Consider the following 20,870-nt stretch of genomic DNA (forward strand, 5'->3'; position numbering starts at 1 on the left):
TCTGAATTTAGCTCCTCATGCGCTCAGGCTGAGGAGCTTTTTTTTGCTTCAGATTTTCAGTAGCTCAGGCCACAGTCGCAGCGTGGTTTCGCTAATATTCTGCAGTTTTTCCAGCGTAGCCCCTTCACGGGCGCTGATCGACATCCCCTGCAAAATACAGCTCAGGTATTGCGCCAGCAGCTGAGGGTTGCATTGCGCAGGGATTTCACCGCGCTGCTGGCGCTGAGCCAGAAATGCGCTGAGCGTCTCTTCCTGCATGGCATGCCGCGATTTCACCGTATTGGCAATCTCTTTCGAGGACGCCGCCAGGGTGGCAGAGGTGTTAATCATAAAGCAGCCCGCAGGCGTCTCTTTACTGGTGAAGCAGGTCGCGACGGCGGTGAAATAGTCGCGAAGCGCCTGTTCGACGCTTTTCTCTTCACAGAACAGCTGGGCTTCGTGTTTCGCCGCAAAGCGCGAAATGTATCTGTCCAGCACCGCCCTGAACAGCCCCTCTTTATTGGTAAATTCGGCATACAGCGTCGGCGCTTTGGCTCCGGTGGCTTCTACCAGATCGGAAAGCGAGGTTGCTTCATACCCATGTTGCCAGAAGAGAGTCATGGCCTTATCAAGCGCTGCATCCCTGTCAAACACTTTTGGTCGGCCACGGCTTTTCTTCGCACAACTCGTGACGTCGGTTGTCATGTGCCGTTGGTCCTCTGTTGGTTTGGTGAATAACCATTATAAAAATAAACGCAACCCACCACCAGTGCTGAATGCTTAAAAATATATTAATCATATCTATATGAAAAATAACGACTTTAAAATTAAGTTAATGGTCGTTATAAAATTATGTTGACGCGTGACCTGGATCACATTTATGATTTACCTATCGATCGTTAACTAAATAGATAACGACCTCCAAATTCATCTGCTAAAGGTAAACATCATGAAAAACGTAAAAACCCTCATCGCTGCTGCTGTCCTGAGTTCACTCTCTTTCGCAAGCTTTGCTGCTGTACAGGTACAGTCCACTCCGGTCGATCAGCATAAAGTCGGGACGATCTCTGCGTCTGCCGGGACTAACCTGGGTTCACTGGAAGATCAGCTGGCGCAAAAAGCGCAAGAGATGGGTGCAAAATCTTACCGCATCACCTCTGTGACCGGTCCTAACACCCTGCACGGCACGGCTGTCATCTACAAATAAGCCGGGCATAAACCCTCATTTATGCCACTGCAATAAAAAACGCCCTGCACATGTGCAGTAATGCCGATCGTTTAAGAACACTTGAACGATCCTGCCAGTAAGGGACAATCCGGGTTCAGCCCCTCTGAGCCCGGATTTTTTTTCGTCTGAACACGATATGGACTTCGTTATGGATGCTTACCCGTCCGTGGATACCTTTTCCCGCTCTTTGTATGCGTCCAGCGAGAGTCGTCTGGCCATAATCTGATGCAACCAACAAAGTGGTGTCTACCAAATAGGTGGTGGGTATCAAAGTGTCAGATATGCGGAAAAAAGTGACTCGCGGCAGGCGAAAAAGTTGCCCTGATTATTCTCTTGAATTTAAGCAGCGGCTCTTTGCCTCCTCCTGCGAACCCTGGATACCGGGACGGATTTTATCCTCATATACTGGTGGCAGATAAAATTCCGCTTACGGAAACTACCGTATATTCTTATCAGGCGGCGAACCGGTTTAATATTTATTGCTGTTCGCCAGGGAAGAGCGATTTATAGCAGGAAAAAAGGGCCAAATAACCCTTCAACGGCGGTTCTTGAATATCTGATGATGCGTTCACAGGAAAAGCGCGTTGTCCATATTGTTGTTACCGACTGAATTGTTATATACGGGTCGGGTATTATTCCGGGTCATATTTATTTATGGTGTGAATATTGTTGTTTTATTTATTTTTAAACTGAATGATATGTATTTTGTAACATTCTGTGATGTGTTACGGAATGACATTTTATTCAATGGTCTGTGAGAGTATTGTTTTTTAATAAACAGTCATTCTTTATTATGGATATTTTGCGATGAAAGGACCGTCAGGCATTGTTCAGCAACAGGATACGTTAAACCGTTATTTACTGTATATTCCACGAGGCAAATCTGTTTTACCGGATGTTCACTCTTTTACCGGGGAAGAAGAACTCAGTAAGCCCTATCGCTACACCATCCGTTTTACCAGCCCGGCATCAAACATTGCCGTCAACGATGTCCTCAATCAGAGGGCGGAATTTATTCTGCGTGCCCCGAATCCGAAATCTGACTGGCACAATCAGGAGCCCTGGCTGCCGGTGCGCCAGATTAACGGAGTGATCACGTCGTTTGCCCGTCTGAAGTCATCTGCCGATGAAGCCCTTTACGAGTGTGTGCTGGAGCATGATCTGGCGCTGCTGGACCGGAATTACCGTTCGGCCGTATACATGAATGTGACAGTGCCAGAGCTCGTCACGAAGCTGATGAAGGAGAGCGGGCGTTTTCAGGGTTACAACATCGATTTTGATCAGTTGAGCCACAGCTACCCCAGCCGCGAAATGATTATTCAGTGGAAAGAAACCGATCTCCAGTTTATCCGCCGTCTGCTGGCCGAGGTGGGGATCTGGTTCCGCTTTGAAAACCATGACAAGGTACAGGGCGAAACGGTGGTTGTCTTTGGTGACGGTGGCTGCCGCTATATCTTCAACGATAAGAAGCTGCCGTACGTTCGCCATTCCGGCATGACCAGCCATGAAGAATACATTACCGAGCTTGAAGAACAATACGAACTCATTCCCGAAAGCGTGCTGGTGCGTACGTATAACTACCGCAATCCATTTTCGCCACAGGCGGATAAAACCATTTTCGATAATGATATTCCCGACGGGATAACCAGCGGAAAACAGTATCACTATGCCGATCATTATCTGGAGGACGGCGATTTTTACGGTGAAGAGGCGGAAACAGCCACGTTCTGCGCACGCCTGCGCTATGAGCGCCTGCTGAACAAACAGAGTGTGCTGGGAGGGACAACCAGTGACCCGGCACTGCTGCCGGGTGTGATGTTCCACCCGACAGGGGATATTCCTGACGGGTTTAAACACGGTTTTCTTGTCACCACAATGACGCTTTCCGGCAGTCGTGCACAGCACTACCGTGCCATCCTGAAGGGGATCCCTTATCTGAACGGCTACAGCTATCGTCCGGAATATCTGTCGCGACCGGTGATTGCCGGTACGGTACCCGGTCGCGTGGCGGCCATCAATCGGGATCACACGTACGCCGGAGTCGATGCTCAGGGCCGATACCGCGTGAAGTTTGATTTTGACCTCGACGAGAAACGTGACGGATTTGAAAGTGCGCTGATGCGTCTGGGCAGACCGTACGGCGGGGATGTGTTTGGTTTTCATTTCCCGCTGCTGGACGGCACAGAGGTGGCTGTAGCCTTTGAAGGCGGCGATCCGGACCGGCCCTTTATTGCGCATGTCATGCATGACGGTAAACACCCTGATCTGGTTACAAACCGCAACGACACCCGCAACGTGATCCGCACTGCTGCTTCGAACAAAATCCGCCTGGAGGACCGCCGCGGTCAGGAACACATCAAGATTTCCACGGAGTACGGCAAGAGTCAGGTCAGCGCTGGCCACCTCGTTGACGCGGAGGGAAAGCAGCGCGGTGAAGGTGTGGAAGCGCGCACTGACAATCACATGGCGCTCCGTGCCGCAAAAGGGGTGATGATCACCACGGAGGCGCAACCGCGTGCTGCGGGTAAGCAACTGGATATGACGGCCGCCATTGAGCAGCTGGAGAAAGCGTTGTCGCTGGCAATGACGCTGCAACAAAGCGCACTGACAGCCGGGGCCAGTAATGTGGAAACCGATCAGCAAAGTCAACTGCGCCAGACGCTGACTAACCTTACCGGCGCGGGCCTGCTGACCTATGCCGACAAAGGTCAGGCGCACGTCACGCCGGACAGTTTGCAGCTGTCTGCCGGGAAAGATGTGATTGTGACGGCGGGCCAGGATACCAGCGTAAACGTGGTGAAAAAGTTCTCGCTGGCCGTGGGGGAAAAACTCTCGCTGTTTGCCCGCAAGCTCGGCATTCAGATGATTGCCGGTGCCGGGGATATCACGACGCAGGCCCAGCGCGGGGAAATGCATATGCTTTCGCTGAAGGATTTCACGATGGCGAGTACCGACGGACAGCTGAACGGCAGCGCCAAGCAGGGCATACAGCTGGTCTGTGGCGGTGGCGGAATACGCGTCAGTCCGAACGGACTGGTCACCATCTTCTCGCCAACGGGAATCGAACTGAAAGGGCCAAATCTGAAGTATGACGGCCCGGAAAGCGCACAGGTCACGGTCCCGCCGTTCAATCAGGGCGCGTTTAAACTCCGCTACCAGCTGCACGCCGGAGACGACCCGGAGCAGATTCTCGCAAACAAAAAATTCAGGCTGACCAGTACTGCCGGGAAAGTGGTGGAAGGCATAACTGACAGCAACGGCCATTCATCGCTGCTCGATGCCGACGACCTGGATACCTACAAAATGGAGTTAATGGAATGACGGAAGCCAAACAAAGCCCGTATGCCCCACGGGTGATATCTGAAGGTGATATTCCTGTTCACAAAAGTCTGGGGGAGGTGGCCCAGACCCGCCGTGTGGGCGTCCCGCGTCCGATGCCGGGGATTGTGATCCTCGTTCACGGGGTAAACGACGTCGGGGAGGCCTACCAGAACCAGGAAAAAGGCATTCTTGTGGGACTGAGTAAGCGTCTTAATCGTCAGGATTTTTACGTGCATGAATGGGGTGATTACAGAATTACCCATCCTGGCCGTTCGCCTGTTATCCCGTTCTACTGGGGGTATAAGCCTGTTACGCATGAAGACTACCAGGCAGACCAGAAGCGATACCGGGATGAAGTGGCGAAGTTGGGTAGCCAGGCGAATATACCGTTTGATGCTTATCAGGAGAATGACGAGAAGAAAAAAGCGGAGCTGGGTAACGACGGCAAAGGTGCGTTTAAGTACCAGAACGATAATTTCAAAAACGCCCTCGATACGAATTTTGCCAAAGGTGGAGGGACGTTTGCCAATGCGACAACCAACATTCCCGATATGCTGGGTCCGGGGGCTGGTGGCGCTGCGCTGGCCGCCGCTGGTTTTGCCTCGCTGCACATGAACGGTGGCGATTACACGCACCCGATATTCCAGAATCCGCACCGCATCTATCAGTTTTTTGCCGCCCAGCGGCTGGCGGATTTGATCCTTCAGATACGTGAACCGCTGGTGACGCGAAATGATGTGATTAACGTGGTGGCACATAGCCAGGGAACCATCATCACCATGCTGGCAAATATGCTGGTTAAACAGGCAGGATATGAGCCGGTTAACTGCGTCATTCTGAATCACTCACCCTATTCTCTGGAAGGACGTCTTAGTGAAGACGCACAGCCCGGTCATCACCAGACGGCGTTTGCCCGACAGGAGACGTTTAAGCATTTTTGCGCACTGATGGCAACCCAGTTCAAAGGCGGAGAGCTGTCAGAGGCAGATATGCTGGCGATGGAAGCCAGCTGCGCATCACGCAAGTCTTCTGATAACCCGTTACGCGAGGACGCCAGATATCGTCGTGATAATAACGGCAAGGTTTATAACTACTGGTGTCCGCAGGATGGCACTGTGTCTTTGCAAAACATCCAGGGATTCGGCTGGCGGGGGATTCCTGATAAGTTGGCTGCCGGCATTCCTAACCTGCGTCAGCGTGTATTCTGCCAGCACCGCTGGGTAGGGCGACTGGAGACGGAACCGTTTAAGATGGCACCGGAGCGGAAAGGCGATTTCAGTACTACGCCAGTGATGAATGCGGGTTACTCGTACAGCGATGTGGTGATAAACGGCGAAGAGCTGCCGGAGCCGTTTATGTTCAAGCTCATGGGGCAGGATAACCATCCGGATAATGATCCGAAGACCAGTGATAAACCGTACACGGCTTACATCGATCCGGACAGCCCGGATGCTTACATTTCCTATTCGGCTAAAGCCAGTGCCATTTCGCGCACGGCATCGGCTACCTATGCACTTAGTAGCTATCAGCGTATCAGCTGGCAACCAGGCCATGTATTAACACCTAACGAGCTGCAGGTGGAAAGTTTTGATCGGGGGCATGAAGTTATTCGCGGTGAAGTGACGGGAACGAGGGATTTTTCTCAGTTGAAGCTGACCTGGCTTAAATCCCGTGATGAACTTGAAAAGGAGTGGCAGAAAACCGATCCGGTAGGCTACAGCCAGCACTCTTCTATCGTTGCGAGTGAATTTGCACCGTCGCACGCGATGGCGTTCGACTTGGCAATTGGTCAGTGTAAGTCCTTTGACTATCAGGCGGGTAAATTCTGGGAAGGCCTGTTGCACCGTGCTGACTGGCGTGATCCTTTGAATAAAAACCAGCAAGCAGCAGAGTATTATCGTTCAGGTAATTTACCAGATGCGACGACTAAATGGTTTATGAACAAGCCAGAGGGTGCGTTACCTACAGGCGATTTTGGCGTGGTCAACCAGTTTAACAATGCCACAAAAGTGATCCCGTCCCGTGATTTAGCCGTGGGCAATCAGGAAGTCGCAAATCTGCAATGGGACATGCCGAAGGCAAAATCTAACCGGGAGCTGGGGATTGCGGGTGCTAAAGAGTGGTGGGAATCGTGACAGGGAGACAAGCATGAAGATAAAACGTACAGCAGGTATTGCCCTGATGTCAGTGCTGGTAGTCGCAGGTTGCAAGGCTTCAGAGCCGCCGACGCAGGTGGTGTACCGCTTTGATGACCATCGTTATCTGGAATTGAAAGGCTGGAATTGCGAAGGGGAGCTCTGGTACACAGACACTCAGCGGGGTATTCATACCGAATCTGTTAGCCAGTTTTACCGGATTTTTACCAAAAGATATGTTCATCCTTCAGAGCGTTACATTGCGCTTCCGACCTGGGATGTAAGTGGTTTTCGGATTTCAAAAGATTACGGACAAACCTGGCAGGTTGCGCAGTATTCTCCTGGTGAAAATGATCTTAATGGAATGAATGCCCCACAGCAGGAAGATGTTCTTTCCTTCACAGTGGTCAACGACCAGGGTTTTTTGCAGACCAAACACCGGCTGTATATGTCGTCCAAGCCATTTGACGACCCGCGCCTTGCCGCTGGTGGTCCTGGGATTGAATATACCGTTGACGACGGAACTGGGCAAAAGGTAAGCGGGAAAGTGGAACCTCGTTCACCTGGCTGGCCTTGGGGAATGGTGTATATGACCAAACAAGGTTTAGAAGGCTCTACTGAGCAACTTAAAACCAATTGGCAGAATCAACCCGATAAGGTTCCGGAAGTGAAGGGCTATACGGGCTGGGATCACATGCGCTGCGATATGGATGCAGGAAGGAAAGGATACTGATGAACGGCGTAATTCGACTGAATGACCCGCTGGTGAGCGGTGGGAAGGTAATTAAGGCGTCAGGCGCGCAGTTTATGGGCCTTCCTGTCGCGCTGAAAGGGGATGAGGTGACGTGTCCCGAACATAAGGGGACGTTCCCCATTAACGAGTGCCATCCGACCTGGACGATGAACGGCCGCGGTGTGGTCGTGGATGGTTGTAAAGCGGCGTGCGGCTGTGCCATTCGCACCACGCTTCCCACTGCGGGGGTTGTTTAATGAACTGGTGGTTATTCTCCAAACAGGATGAATTTGAAGAGCGTTTCCCCTATCTGTGGATATGTCTCTTATATGTGGTCGTCGTGGTTATCTGCCTGGGCGTCCGGGCTGTCACATGGCCGGGTAATAAGCATGTCGATCTCGATTTTCTTGCCCAGTCTGTGGTTATTCCGGTTGTTTTTCTGACGGGGTTCGTACAAGTGTTCTCTACCGTGTATCACGGGCTCAGGCACTACATGGAAACGCGATTGCTGATTGCGGCCCAGCAGGAATACAAGGTTGTCAGCTACGCCAGGGGAAATATTACCCTTGCTGGCTGGTCTGTACTGACGCCTCCAAAGGCAACGAAGGAACTGGCGCTGAGTATGCTGAAACTTGAGGGGGAGTTTCCGCTGGCCGCTAAAATACCGTTGAAAATCGAACTGGAAGAATCCTTCGATTTCACGAGAGCCGGGCAGGCTATTATCCGCGTCCTGGAGCCGATGGTCGGAAAACTTTCTCAGTACCGGCAGATTGAAGCGCTGGTGTGGGTACGAGACGGGGACGAATCCTGTAGCGATGAGCTCAGGCGCGTGCTTGAACGTTTAGCGATCGCTACCAAGAAAATAACATTTCTGCCTGAATGCCCGGACTATACGAAAATCACGGAGTGGATAAAGCAGACGAACGGATACGTCGTTGAACGCCTGCTTATCTGTGTCGATCTGCATTCTGACGAAGAAGAGTCGAAGCAGATGGAAAATGTCACCGCGCTTTTCCTCACGAATTACTACGTTAAAACGGAAGGAGAAAAACCGGTTTACCTTTATCAGCCGATGACGGGTGTCACGGACGTTGAAAAAACAGTACCTGTTTATCTGCGTGCGGAAGCGGTCAGTAAACCCAAACAGATCTGGTATACCGGGCTTTCACGTACAGAAAAGTACCCGCTGCTGGAAGTGCTGGATGAGAAAAAAGCTGTGCCGGACCGGCTGGAGCTTGAAATGTCGCTCGGTGAGCATTCTGCCGGGTATCCTTGGCTGATGCTGGCTCTGGCGGCCGATGCGGTAACGTATGCGCAGGGCGATCAGCTGGTGGCTGCTTCCGAAAAGAACAGGTTTTCAATGACGGCTCTGTCGTCCCGGTTAACTCGCCAACCTGATTATCCCCAGGAGAAAAGATACACGACACCGTGGGAAGTTTGTGGGATCGCCGGGTTGATGTTCTTTTTTGGAATTATGATAACCATTGGCAGTTTTGGTGATGGCGGTAAATCTATATCCGGCTGGTTTTTAATTATAATGGCTGTTCTATGTATAGTTATGTTTTTGGTGGTGGGGGCATTTTTTACCTGGTTTTATGGTGATAAAGCTCGTGAGCATATGGGAATGTAATGATGAATGAACTAATTGCTCTGATTTTACCTCACAAAGCTGTATTTTATTATGATGGCTTGGCTTTAGGTGTGATGCTTGCGTTAATGGCAGTGTATATTGATTTGTCTTTTGATTACAGAAACAAAAAGCACTGGTGTACGCACAATAAATTACAGTCATTGAAAGATTCTCCGGAAATCTACCAGTTATATATGTCGATACGTAACCCTTCTCGACGGAATTACTTTGTTAGTGTGCCGCTGAAATTTTTTACAGACTTTAAGACATTTTTAATGATATTGGCTATGTATTTGGGGAGTACAGTCTTAACCATGTCTTATGTTATATATCATTGATAGATGTAGCGGGCTTTGTGCCCGTTGTCATTACATGTCTGAAATAGTAGAGTGAATAACTTTCAGTTCTTTGATATTTTTTGAATGAGCGTTAGTGCGGCTTCTGCCTGTTTGGGATCTCGCTTCTGGTCATAATCTGATGCATCCGACAACGTGGTGTACACCAAATAAGTGGTGGGAATCAAAATGTCAGATATGCAGAAAAATGTGATTCCCGGCAGGCGTAAAGGCTGCCCTGATTATTCTCTTGAGTTTAAGCAGCAGCTCGTTGCCACCTACTGTGAACCCGGGATATCCTGGTGTCCCAGGTACGGGGCTGTGGAAAAGGTGCGACGCGAAACATCCCTAATCATTTGAAAGGAATGAGGCAAAATGTTAAAGCCTTTATCCGGCCAGAAAAAAAAGCACCGACGATACGATCGTTCAGTGCTTAATGTATCGCCTAAATAACCGTTCAGCTTTAAGTCACGCGAGCCTTAAGTGAACGGCATTACTGCGCATGTGCAGGGCGTTTTTCTTTCTGAATTACATCGATTGCTGGATTTCATCGTGATACCGGGTGACATCGGTCGGCATGCCTGAGCGGGCCTCCATCGCGCGCTCCATCACCACGCTGTTGGTATTCGCATTCGTTTTGAAGCTTACCATCGCGGCATTCAGGTTAATGGGTAGCGTCTGTGGATCATCGCCAATGTTTTTCGATAGCGGCTGGTGAATTTCGACCAGCCGCACGCCGCCCGGCTCCTCAGAAACCTTAATCGGCGTATTGATAATATTCACTTTGGTTCCCGGTGTAACGACGTTAAACAGCGTTTTGATATCGTCATCGCGCAGACGAATACATCCGGAACTGACGCGCATGCCGATGCCAAAGTCCGCATTCGTGCCGTGCAGCAGGTAAACACCACCGTAGGCTGCCAGGCGGATCGCGTGGTGTCCCATTGGGTTATCCGGGCCTGCCGGCACCACGGCTGGAAGATCGATGCCCTGAGCTTTATAACGGGCTCGAATATTGGCCGTCGGGGTCCAGGTTGGATTCGCGCGTTTATCCGAGACGGTGGTGACCATCGTCGGCGTCAGGGTGTCGCCGCCCAGCTGACCAATACCAATCGGGTAGACGGTCACCTCATTTTTACCCGGCGGGTAATAGTACAGACGCAGCTCGGCCAGGTTTATCACCATCCCCTCGCGCGGGGCGTCCGGCAGAATCGTCTGTAACGGGATAGTCAACACGCTGCCCGCTCGCGGAACGTACGGGTCGACGCCGGGGTTCGCCTGCAGCAGAGCCAGTAAACCGACGTTATATTTTTTGGCAATGGCTTCCAGCGAACCGCCATTATTTTCAACCACATGAAAGCGGTTTTCACCCACCACCTTGCTGCCGGGCGGAGGAAGGGGCCAGGTATTTGCGCGAGCGGGAAGCGCCACCGCAACGGTGGCTGCCAGCGCAAACAGGGTTAACCAGCGAGTAAAACGCGAAAAGGTCATCATCACCATAATCCATGCAAATGATAAGGTTATTGTTTTATAAGGCGTTAATGATAATTATGACGAATGGGTGTGTCGGGAAGATCGGGTGAAATGCAAAGAGTTTGTAAATTGTCCCCCCGTAGCGCTGGGCTAACAGGGGGAAGGGAGGTTATGCGATCGCGTTCTCTTCCAGCTGACGCATAAAGTTACGCACCCAGTCCATACGGGTTTTGCGCTCCGTCAGCTCTTGGGTAAATTTCAGACGGGTTGGGCCATCCAGACGGAAATGCTGCGGCTGTTTTTGCAGCAGACCGATGAGCCACATCGGGTTGACGTGGTTCTTCTCGGCGAATTCAATCACGCCGCCTTTTTCATTGCCTTCGAGCTTGCGAATCCCCAGCTTCTGCGCCTGCTGGCGCAGTCTCGCGATATCCAGCAAATTTCTCGCCGCATCGGGCAGCAGACCAAAGCGGTCGATCAGCTCAACCTTGATCTCTTCCAGCTCGTTCTCCTTCTTCGCGCTGGCGATGCGTTTGTAGAATGAGAGTCGAGTATTCACGTCCGGAATGAAATCATCCGGCAGCAGGGAAGGCATACGCAGCTCGACCTCGGTCTGCTGGCTGGTGAGGTCTTCCAGCGACGGCTCGCGTCCGGCCTTCAGGGCATCAACCGCGTTCTCCAGCAGCTCCATATAGAGCGAGAAGCCGATGGTTTCCATCGAGCCGCTCTGGTCTTCACCCAGCAGTTCGCCGGCACCGCGGATCTCGAGATCGTGCGTGGCCAGCGCAAAGCCTGCGCCGAGGTCTTCCAGCGAGGCGATGGCTTCCAGACGCTTTTGCGCGTCGGTGGTCATCGCTTTCGGATGCGGCGTCAGCAGCCAGGCGTAGGCCTGATGGTGCGAACGTCCGACGCGACCGCGCAGCTGGTGAAGCTGCGCCAGGCCAAAGTGATCCGCACGTTCAATGATGATGGTGTTCGCGGTCGGAATGTCGATCCCGGTTTCGATGATGGTGGTGCACACCAGCACGTTAAAGCGCTGGTGGTGGAAGTCGTTCATCACCCGTTCCAGCTCGCGCTCGCGCATCTGCCCGTGACCGATAGCGATGCGCGCCTCCGGCACCAGCTCCGCTAGCCTGTCGGCCGCTTTCTGGATATTTTCCACGTCGTTGTACAGGTAATAGACCTGACCCCCGCGCAGCACTTCACGCAGAATGGCCTCACGCACCACCAGATTATCGTACTCGCGGACGAAGGTTTTCACCGCCAGACGGCGCGCAGGCGGCGTGGCAATAATCGACAGATCGCGCATGCCGCTCATCGCCATGTTCAGGGTGCGCGGGATCGGCGTTGCGGTCAGGGTCAGGATATCGACGTCGGCGCGCATCGCTTTGATGCGCTCTTTATGACGCACCCCGAAGCGGTGCTCTTCATCGACGATCAGCAGCCCCAAATCTTTCCACTTCACGTCGCTTTGCAGCAGCTTATGGGTGCCGATCAGAATATCGATCTTGCCTTCGCTTGCCTGCTCCAGGATCTGCGTCTGCTCTTTGGTGCTGCGAAAACGCGACAGCATCTCGATGCGAACCGGCCAGTTGGCGAAGCGGTCGCGGAAGTTGTCGAAGTGCTGCTGAGCGAGCAGGGTGGTCGGCACCAGCACCGCCACCTGCTTGTTGTTTTCCACCGCAAGGAAAGCGGCGCGCATCGCCACTTCGGTTTTGCCGAAGCCAACGTCGCCGCAGACTAAGCGGTCCATTGCCAGCGGCTGGCACATGTCGCTCAGCACGGCGTTAATAGCCTGAGCCTGATCCGGCGTGGTTTCAAACGGGAAGCTGTCACAGAACAGCTGGTACTGTTCCTTATCATGCTTAAACGCGAAGCCCTCTTTGGCCGCGCGCTGGGCGTAAATATCCAGCAGTTCGGCGGCCACGTCGCGCACTTTTTCCGCGGCCTTCTGGCGCGCGCGCGCCCAGGCATCGCCGCCCAGCTTGTGCAGCGGCGCGTTCTCTTCGGCACCGCCGGCGTAGCGGCTGATCAGATGCAGGGACGACACCGGAACATACAGTTTGGCGTCGTTGGCGTAGGTGAGCATCAGGTATTCACCTTTAATGCCGCCCGCTTCCAGCGTGGTCATCCCCTGATAGCGTCCAACGCCATGCTCCAGGTGAACAATCGGCTGGCCCGGGTGCAGCTCGGCCAGGTTACGGATCAGCGTGTCTGGGTTGATGGTCCGACGGCTGTCCTGACGGCGGCGTGCGACGCGCTCGCCGAGCAGGTCGCTTTCGCAAATCAGCGCCAGGTTGTTGAGCGTGTCGATAAAACCGTGCTCGGCGGCGCCAATCATCAGGTAACGACCGTTTCCGGTCGCTTCGCTCAGGCGCAGGATGCGCTTCGGCGCCACCTTAATGCGTCCCAGCAGCTCACCTAACGCTTCGCGGCGGCCTTCACTCTCAACGGAGAACACCACCGGGCCGGTAAAGGACTCCAGAAACTTGCGCAGACTATCCAGCGGGGATTTCTGCTGCGCCTGAACGGCCAGGTCCGGCAGCGTTCGGAAGGCGAGGTTGGTGTTGGCGGCCTTGTCGGCAAGCGAATCGGTTTTCAGCTGCATGCGCGGCCAGCGCTTCAGCTCGGCGTTGAGCTCGTCGGTGCGCAGCCACAGCGCTTCCGGCGGCAGCAGCGGGCGCATCGGGTCAACGCCCCGGTTTTCGAAGCGCGCGCGGGTTTCACTTTCAAAGCGGCTGGCGCTGGCGTCGATATCGCCGGTATTAACAATCAGCGTATTCGCCGGGAAGTAGCTGAACAGGGCAGGGAGCGGCTCGCTGAAGAACAGCGGCTGCCAGTATTCGATCCCGGCAGGCAGCGTGCCTTTGCTGACCTGCTGATAAATATGTTCCGCGTCGCGCTTCACCTCGAACTTATCGCGCCACTGGCTGCGAAACAGTTCGATAGCGGTTTTGTCCGTGGGGAACTCATGCGCGGGCAGTAAATTGATGGACTCCACTTCTTCCAGCGTGCGCTGCGTGTCGGCGTCGAAGACGCGCAGGCTGTCGATTTCATCATCGAAAAAGTCCAGACGATACGGCTGGTCGCTGCCCATCGGGTAAAGGTCGAGCAGCGCGCCGCGGGTCGCGTATTCCCCGTGCTCCATCACCTGGTCGACGTGGCGATAGCCGGCCCCGTCAAGCTGCGCGCGCAGGGCATCACGGGACAGTCGCTGGCCTTTTTTCATCACCAGCGCGTGACCGTGAAGATAGCTGTGCGGACAGACGCGCTGCATCAGGGTGTTCACCGGCACAATCAGCACGCCGCGCTGCATGGTCGGGAGTTGATAGAGCGTCGACAGGCGCGAGGAGATAATCTCCTGATGCGGAGAGAAGCTGTCATACGGCAGCGTTTCCCAGTCGGCCAGGCTGAACACCAGATTATCGGTGAACTGGCGAATTTCGTCGTGCAGGCGCAGGGCGTTTTGCATATCCGGGGCAACGAGAATCACCGGGCCTGGATGACGCTCGGCGATTTCCGCCACCAGCGTGGCGCACGCCGCGCCCGTGAGTTCACCCAGCTGGCGCTGGTCGCCCGCTTTGACAGGTAAGGAATAACGATAGTGTTCAGGCATGGCTATGTCAGAGTCTCTTATGGATATACCAACAGTATTGGGGCATATCACTGATACGCAATGTCTTTATTATCCTCGATCGTTTTACATAAGCAAATCGTAACCGCACGGCAGGGCTAAACGCCCCCGAAACGGGGGCGGAGAGGGCATTAACGCGTTGAAGGTGACAGGGTCAGCGTAGCGGGAGGAGAGAAGAAAACATCGCCAAACAGCGCGGTGGAGATCTTACGCACCCCGAGTCCGGCCAGGGTACAGATCAGCAGGCTGGCAAACGGATAGACAAGAATTAGGGATAGCTCGGCCCAGACCGGCCAGTAAGCGGCATTCATCTCGCCGATCAGGAACAGGCTAAAGGTCTCAATCAGGATGCGGTGGGTGGTATAAATCGCAATGGTGTTTGAGCCAATCACGTTCAGCAGATTGTTCGGGTGAACGGCATAGCGCTGCTCAAGGCTATAGAACAGCTTCATGATCAACACAATCGACAGCAATGAGAGCAGCAGCGGAACGTTAGCAAACCACAGCACCACGGAGACGGCGGCGAAAGCGCCGGTTGCCAGCCAGATGCGGCGCAGGTTGACGCTTTTCATCCACGCCATCAGCGCTGCGCCATACCACGCCCCGAGGCTGTAGTAGATCATGTTGCGTACCACGCTGTTCATTCCCCACCACGGCAGCGGCAGGAAGTTGATCGCGATGCTTGCCAGCGCCAGCAGCCCCAGTACCGGCAGCTTCCAGCGGCTCAGCAGTTTACACAGCGTGAAGTAGACTACCAGAGCATACAGATACCACAGGCTGGTGCTGGCGGTGAGCATGCCTTGCACAAATCCTGAGAGCGAGTCGGCGTAGGCCGCGTTCGACGAGGTGGCAAGCTCACGCTCGGGCGCCAGCCAGGCGTTCAGGTGGGTCAACGCCTGCCATTGCAGGACGCCCCACAGCGCCAGCACCCAGACAATGCTCCAGATCCGCTTGTCGAGACTGGTTCGCCAGTCCACCTCGTCAATATAACGACGGATCAGGTAGCCGGAGATAAAGAAGAAGACCGGCATACGAAACGGTGCGAGATAAAGGTTAAAATAGACCCAGCATTTGGCGAGAAGGCCGGAGAGCGGGTGTTGCAGCCCGATCAGATGCGGATAAAACGTGATAACCGAATGATAGATAACCACCAGGCAGATACACAGCCCTTTTATCTGGTTAATCCATAATGCTTTTTGCTTCATTGTTCGCCACTACCTTATTGCCATAAACGAACGAGCAATTGTTGTAAAACGACACCAGGATGTAATGGGTAACAGTCTGTATCAGGAGGTTTTTCGGAAAAGGTGGAGGTCGCGAGGTGAGTATTCAGACAATAGCACCCTGATTTATCTGAATTTTTCGGAAAAATGATTACCAAAGCTTACTGTTTCAGTCATTTACGCTTAACGGATTCGCTTATATACTCGTGGGTCTGCTATCAGCAAACAGACGGATTTCATGTATCAACCTGTCGCACTCTTCATAGGCTTACGCTACATGCGTGGGCGCGCCGCGGACCGCTTCGGTCGCTTTGTCTCCTGGCTTTCGACTATTGGCATTACGCTTGGCGTGATGGCACTGGTGACGGTGCTTTCCGTCATGAATGGCTTTGAGCGCGAGCTGCAAAACAACATCCTGGGGCTGATGCCGCAGGCCGTTCTCTCATCGACTAACGGTTCGGTTAACCCACAGCAACTGCCGGAAAGCGCGGCGAAGTTACAGGGCGTCACGCGCGTTGCGCCGTTGACCACCGGTGACGTGGTGCTGCAAAGCGCCCGCAGCGTGGCGGTCGGCGTGATGCTGGGTATCGACCCGGCGCAAAACGATCCGCTGACGCCGTATCTGGTTAACGTGAAGCAGACCGATCTGGAAGCCGGAAAATACAACGTGATTCTGGGTGAACAGCTTGCCGGCCAGCTTGGCGTCAACCGTGGTGACCAGCTGCGGGTGATGGTACCTTCTGCCAGCCAGTTTACGCCGATGGGGCGCCTGCCAAGCCAGCGCCTGTTCAACGTGATTGGTACCTTTGCCGCCAACAGCGAAGTCGATGGCTACCAGATGCTGGTGAACATTCAGGATGCTTCACGCCTGATGCGCTACCCGGCGGGGAATATCACCGGCTGGCGCCTGTGGCTCGACGCACCGCTGAAGGTCGATACCCTCAGCCAGCAAAAACTGCCGGACGGCACTAAATGGCAGGACTGGCGCGAGCGCAAAGGCGAATTGTTCCAGGCCGTGCGGATGGAAAAAAACATGATGGGGCTGCTGCTGAGCCTGATCGTGGCCGTGGCCGCATTTAACATCATTACCTCGCTGGGTCTGATGGTGATGGAGAAGCAGGGCGAAGTCGCCATCCTCCAAACCCAGGGGCTCACGCCGCGCCAGATCATGGCGGTGTTTATGGTGCAGGGGGCCAGCGCCGGTATCATCGGCGCGCTGCTCGGCGCCGTGCTGGGGGCACTGCTTGCCAGCCAGCTCAATAACTTAATGCCGATCATCGGCGCGCTGCTTGACGGCGCGGCGTTGCCGGTGGCTATCGAGCCGCTGCAGGTGGTCGGTATTGCGCTGGCCGCGATGGCCATTGCGCTGCTTTCTACGCTTTATCCTTCCTGGCGCGCCGCCGCCACTCAACCCGCTGAGGCTTTACGTTATGAATAAGATCCTGTTGCAATGCGACAACCTGTCCAAACGCTATCAGGAAGGCACTGTGCAAACCGACGTGCTGCACAATGTGAGCTTTAGCGTGGGTGAAGGCGAGATGATGGCGATTGTCGGCAGTTCCGGCTCGGGCAAAAGTACGCTGCTGCATCTGCTGGGCGGGCTGGATACCCCAACCGAAGGCGACGTGATTTTCTCCGGCCAGCCGATGAGCAAAATGTCCTCCGCGGCGAAGGCCGAGCTGCGCAACCGCGAGCTGGGCTTTATCTACCAGTTTCACCACCTGCTGCCGGATTTCACGGCGCTGGAAAACGTGGCGATGCCGCTGCTGATTGGCAAAAAGAAACCGGCAGAAATTAACGCTCGCGCCAGCGACATGCTGAAAGCGGTAGGGCTGGGTCATCGCGGCAACCATCGTCCCTCTGAGCTTTCCGGCGGCGAGCGTCAGCGCGTGGCGATTGCCCGTGCGCTGGTCAACAACCCGCGTCTGGTGCTGGCGGATGAGCCTACCGGTAACCTGGACGCCCGCAATGCTGACAGTATTTTCCAGCTTCTGGGCGAGCTAAACGCTTCACAGGGTACCGCGTTTCTGGTGGTGACCCACGATCTGCAGCTGGCAAAACGCATGGGGCGCCAGCTTGAGATGCGCGACGGTCATCTGAACGCGGAACTGACCCTGATGGGAGCAGAGTAATGGCGTCACCGTTATCGTTACTCATCGGTTTACGTTTTAGCCGCGGCCGCCGTCGCGGCGGCATGGTGTCGCTGATCTCCGTCATCTCGACCATCGGTATTGCGCTGGGCGTGGCGGTGCTGATTGTCGGCTTAAGCGCGATGAACGGTTTCGAGCGCGAGCTGAATAACCGCATTCTGGCGGTGGTGCCGCACGGGGAGATCGAACCGGTTAACCAGCCATGGACGAACTGGAGCGATGCGCTCGCCAAAGTTGAAAAAGTGCCGGGCATCGCCGCGGCCGCGCCCTATATTAACTTTACCGGGCTGGTGGAGAGCGGGGTAAACCTGCGCGCCATTCAGGTGAAAGGAGTCAACCCCGTCCAGGAAGGGCGTCTCAGCGCGCTGCCGAACTATGTGCAGAACGGCGCGTGGGCCAACTTCAGGGCGGGCGAGCAGCAGATCATCATGGGTAAAGGCGTGGCCGATGCCCTGAAGGTGAAGCAGGGCGACTGGGTGTCAATCATGATCCCCAACGCCAGCGCCGACCACAAACTGCAGCAGCCTAAGCGCGTGCGCCTGCACGTTACCGGTATTCTTCAGCTGAGCGGCCAGCTTGACCACAGCTTTGCGATGGTGCCGATGGAAGATGCGCGCCAGTATCTCGACATGGGCGACAGCGTGACGGGCATTGCCATTAAGGTGAACGACGTCTTTAACGCCAACAAGCTGGTACGCGACGCGGGCAGCGTGACCAATAACTATGTCTACATCAAAAGCTGGATCGGCACTTACGGGTATATGTACCGTGATATCCAGATGATCCGCGCCATTATGTATCTGGCGATGGTGCTGGTGATTGGTGTGGCGTGCTTTAATATCGTCTCGACGCTGGTGATGGCGGTCAAGGACAAGAGCGGCGACATCGCCGTGTTGCGTACGCTGGGGGCGAAAGACGGTCTTATTCGCGCCATCTTCGTCTGGTACGGTTTGCTGGCGGGGCTGTTTGGCAGCCTGTGCGGCGTGGTGATTGGCGTGGTGGTTTCCCTGCAGCTGACGCCGATTATCAACGGGATTGAAAAACTTATTGGTCACCAGTTCCTGTCGGGTGATATCTATTTTATTGACTTCCTGCCGTCTGAACTGCACTGGCTGGACGTTTTTTATGTGCTGCTTACAGCACTTTTACTGAGTCTGCTGGCAAGCTGGTATCCGGCGCGTCGCGCAAGCCGAATTGATCCGGCGAGGGTATTAAGTGGCCAGTAATTACGTCATGATCTAGCGGCTTTCGGGTCGCCAGATCGAAAGAGGAATGCGTTATGTATTATGGATTTGATATTGGCGGCACCAAGATTGCGCTCGGCGCGTTTGATAAAGACCTCAAGCTGCAGTGGGAAACCCGCGTTCCCACGCCGCGCGAAAGCTACGACGATTTTTTAACCGCCATTGCCTCGCTGGTGGCGCAGGCGGATGAACGTTTCGGCGTGAAAGGCAGCGTCGGCATCGGTATTCCGGGCATGCCCGAAACCGACGACGGTACGCTTTACGCGGCCAACGTGCCTGCCGCCAGCGGTAAACCGCTGCGCGCCGATCTCTCTGCTCTCCTTGAACGCGACGTGCGTTTAGACAATGATGCCAACTGCTTTGCGCTCTCTGAAGCCTGGGATGATGAATTCCGTCGCTATCCGCTGGTGATGGGACTGATCCTCGGTACCGGCGTCGGCGGAGGAATCGTCGTCAACGGTAAGCCCATCACCGGCCGCAGCTACATCACCGGTGAGTTTGGCCATATCCGCCTGCCGGTGGATGCTCTCGAGGTGGTGGGGCGTGATTTCCCGCTGACCCGCTGCGGCTGTGGCCAGCACGGCTGTATTGAGAACTACCTTTCCGGCCGCGGGTTTGCATGGCTTTACGAACACTTCTATCATCAGAAACTTGAGGCCCCTCAAATCATTACCCTGTGGGAGCAAGGGGATGCGCAGGCGCGTGAGCACGTCGAGCGCTATCTGGATCTGCTGGCGGTGTGTCTGGGAAATATTCTCACCATCGTCGACCCGGATCTGCTGGTGATCGGGGGAGGGCTCTCAAACTTTACCGCGATTACGGAACGGTTGTCCGGGCGTTTGCCCCGACACTTATTGCCGGTTGCCCGCGTGCCGCGTATTGAACGCGCGCGACACGGGGACGCAGGAGGGATGCGCGGAGCCGCATTCCTTCATCTCACCGATTAGTTTACGAGGTTTCTATGCTGTCGCGTCGCCAGGGTCGACTCAGCCGTTTTCGCAAAAACAAACGCCGCTTGCGTGAGCGCTTGCGCCAGCGGATCTTTTTCAGAGACAGAATAATGCCAGAAGCGATGGATAAACCCAGAGTGGTGGTGCTGACCGGGGCGGGGATCTCCGCCGAGTCAGGAATTCGAACCTTCCGCGCGGCGGACGGGCTGTGGGAAGAGCACCGCGTGGAGGATGTCGCCACGCCGGAAGGTTTTGCCCGCGACCCGGATCTCGTGCAGGCGTTTTACAACGCCCGCCGTCGTCAGCTTCAGCAGCCTGACGTTGCGCCTAATGCGGCGCATCTGGCGCTGGCGAAGCTGGAAGAGGCGCTGGGCGATCGTTTTCTGCTGGTAACGCAGAATATCGACAACCTGCACGAGCGGGCCGGCAACAAGAACATCATCCATATGCACGGTGAGCTGCTCAAGGTTCGCTGCGCCTGGAGCGGTCAGGTGCTTGACTGGAAAGAAGACGTGCTGCCGGAGGATAAGTGCCACTGCTGCCAGTTCCCGTCGCGCCTGCGACCGCACGTGGTCTGGTTCGGCGAAATGCCGCTGGGAATGGATGAGATCTACAGCGCGCTGGCGATGGCCGACGTGTTTATCGCCATCGGCACATCCGGCCACGTTTATCCGGCGGCGGGGTTTGTCCACGAAGCGCGACTGCACGGTGCGCATACGGTTGAACTCAACCTTGAGCCAAGCCAGGTGGGCAGCGAGTTTGAAGAGAAACACTACGGTCTGGCCAGCACGGTTGTTCCGGAATTTGTCGACAAGCTGCTGAAAGGTCTGTAACG

General features: G+C 54.7%; 16 protein-coding genes. 12 read left to right on the forward strand and 4 right to left on the reverse strand.

The window, feature by feature from the left end:
- Positions 1 to 48 precede the first annotated feature (48 nt).
- Positions 49 to 684 (reverse strand): TetR/AcrR family transcriptional regulator, encoded by a 636-nt coding sequence (locus GXP72_RS08805; RefSeq protein WP_024909039.1) that lies wholly within the window; start codon positions 682 to 684, stop codon positions 49 to 51.
- Between the two features lie 244 nt (positions 685 to 928).
- Here GXP72_RS08805 and bhsA point away from each other — a divergent pair, with 244 nt between their 5' ends.
- The 7 genes from bhsA (at position 929) to GXP72_RS08840 (ending at position 9,364) form a co-directional block, all read left to right on the forward strand.
- Positions 929 to 1,186, forward strand: coding sequence for a multiple stress resistance protein BhsA (gene bhsA / locus GXP72_RS08810; RefSeq protein WP_008500777.1), 258 nt, complete (start codon positions 929 to 931; stop codon positions 1,184 to 1,186).
- Between the two features lie 828 nt (positions 1,187 to 2,014).
- Entirely contained in the window at positions 2,015 to 4,528 is a 2,514-nt protein-coding gene (gene vgrG / locus GXP72_RS08815; protein WP_208763759.1) for a type VI secretion system tip protein VgrG, read from the forward strand.
- Positions 4,525 to 6,663, forward strand: a complete 2,139-nt coding sequence (locus GXP72_RS08820) for a DUF3274 domain-containing protein (protein WP_208763760.1) — start codon at positions 4,525 to 4,527, stop codon at positions 6,661 to 6,663. The genes vgrG and GXP72_RS08820 overlap by 4 nt, the downstream gene beginning before the upstream one ends.
- Positions 6,664 to 6,676: 13 nt before the next feature.
- Positions 6,677 to 7,396 (forward strand): hypothetical protein, encoded by a 720-nt coding sequence (locus GXP72_RS08825; RefSeq protein WP_208763761.1) that lies wholly within the window; start codon positions 6,677 to 6,679, stop codon positions 7,394 to 7,396.
- Positions 7,396 to 7,653, forward strand: a complete 258-nt coding sequence (locus GXP72_RS08830) for a PAAR domain-containing protein (RefSeq protein ID WP_157188939.1) — start codon at positions 7,396 to 7,398, stop codon at positions 7,651 to 7,653. The genes GXP72_RS08825 and GXP72_RS08830 overlap by 1 nt, the downstream gene beginning before the upstream one ends.
- Positions 7,653 to 9,026, forward strand: a complete 1,374-nt coding sequence (locus tag GXP72_RS08835) for a hypothetical protein (protein ID WP_208763762.1) — start codon at positions 7,653 to 7,655, stop codon at positions 9,024 to 9,026. Before GXP72_RS08830 ends, GXP72_RS08835 begins: the two co-directional genes overlap by 1 nt.
- On the forward strand, positions 9,026 to 9,364 hold the full coding sequence (locus tag GXP72_RS08840) for a hypothetical protein (protein ID WP_208763763.1): 339 nt from the start codon (positions 9,026 to 9,028) through the stop codon (positions 9,362 to 9,364). The genes GXP72_RS08835 and GXP72_RS08840 overlap by 1 nt, the downstream gene beginning before the upstream one ends.
- A 525-nt stretch (positions 9,365 to 9,889) precedes the next feature.
- On the opposite strand, the gene GXP72_RS08845 is transcribed toward GXP72_RS08840, so the two are convergent.
- From GXP72_RS08845 to GXP72_RS08855, 3 genes are all read right to left on the reverse strand, one after another.
- Complete coding sequence (locus GXP72_RS08845; protein WP_208763764.1) at positions 9,890 to 10,855, reverse strand: L,D-transpeptidase family protein; 966 nt, start codon at positions 10,853 to 10,855, stop codon at positions 9,890 to 9,892.
- Between the two features lie 148 nt (positions 10,856 to 11,003).
- Positions 11,004 to 14,450: a transcription-repair coupling factor gene (gene mfd, locus GXP72_RS08850; protein WP_208763765.1), complete on the reverse strand. Its 3,447-nt coding sequence runs from the start codon at positions 14,448 to 14,450 to the stop codon at positions 11,004 to 11,006.
- 149 nt (positions 14,451 to 14,599) lie between these two features.
- A complete protein-coding gene (locus GXP72_RS08855) occupies positions 14,600 to 15,673 on the reverse strand; it encodes an acyltransferase family protein (protein WP_024908608.1) in 1,074 nt (357 codons plus the stop codon).
- A gap of 256 nt (positions 15,674 to 15,929) precedes the next feature.
- Between GXP72_RS08855 and lolC the strand changes: the two genes are divergently transcribed.
- The 5 genes from lolC to cobB are packed head-to-tail and all read left to right on the forward strand — an operon-like array spanning position 15,930 to position 20,868.
- Positions 15,930 to 17,129: a lipoprotein-releasing ABC transporter permease subunit LolC gene (gene lolC / locus GXP72_RS08860; protein WP_024908607.1), complete on the forward strand. Its 1,200-nt coding sequence runs from the start codon at positions 15,930 to 15,932 to the stop codon at positions 17,127 to 17,129.
- Positions 17,122 to 17,823 carry a lipoprotein-releasing ABC transporter ATP-binding protein LolD gene (gene lolD / locus GXP72_RS08865; RefSeq protein WP_010429765.1) on the forward strand — a complete coding sequence of 234 codons (702 nt, stop codon included), beginning with the start codon at positions 17,122 to 17,124 and terminating at the stop codon, positions 17,821 to 17,823. The genes lolC and lolD overlap by 8 nt, the downstream gene beginning before the upstream one ends.
- On the forward strand, positions 17,823 to 19,067 hold the full coding sequence (gene lolE, locus GXP72_RS08870; protein ID WP_208763766.1) for a lipoprotein-releasing ABC transporter permease subunit LolE: 1,245 nt from the start codon (positions 17,823 to 17,825) through the stop codon (positions 19,065 to 19,067). The genes lolD and lolE overlap by 1 nt, the downstream gene beginning before the upstream one ends.
- 53 nt (positions 19,068 to 19,120) lie before the next feature.
- Positions 19,121 to 20,032, forward strand: a complete 912-nt coding sequence (gene nagK / locus GXP72_RS08875) for an N-acetylglucosamine kinase (RefSeq protein ID WP_032650871.1) — start codon at positions 19,121 to 19,123, stop codon at positions 20,030 to 20,032.
- Positions 20,033 to 20,046: 14 nt separating this feature from the next.
- Positions 20,047 to 20,868 (forward strand): Sir2 family NAD+-dependent deacetylase, encoded by an 822-nt coding sequence (gene cobB / locus GXP72_RS08880; RefSeq protein ID WP_032650873.1) that lies wholly within the window; start codon positions 20,047 to 20,049, stop codon positions 20,866 to 20,868.
- The last annotated feature ends 2 nt before the right edge of the window (positions 20,869 to 20,870 follow it).

Origin of the sequence: Enterobacter sp. SES19 (genome assembly GCF_011765665.1) — a bacterium.
Lineage (GTDB): Bacteria > Pseudomonadota > Gammaproteobacteria > Enterobacterales > Enterobacteriaceae > Enterobacter > Enterobacter pseudoroggenkampii.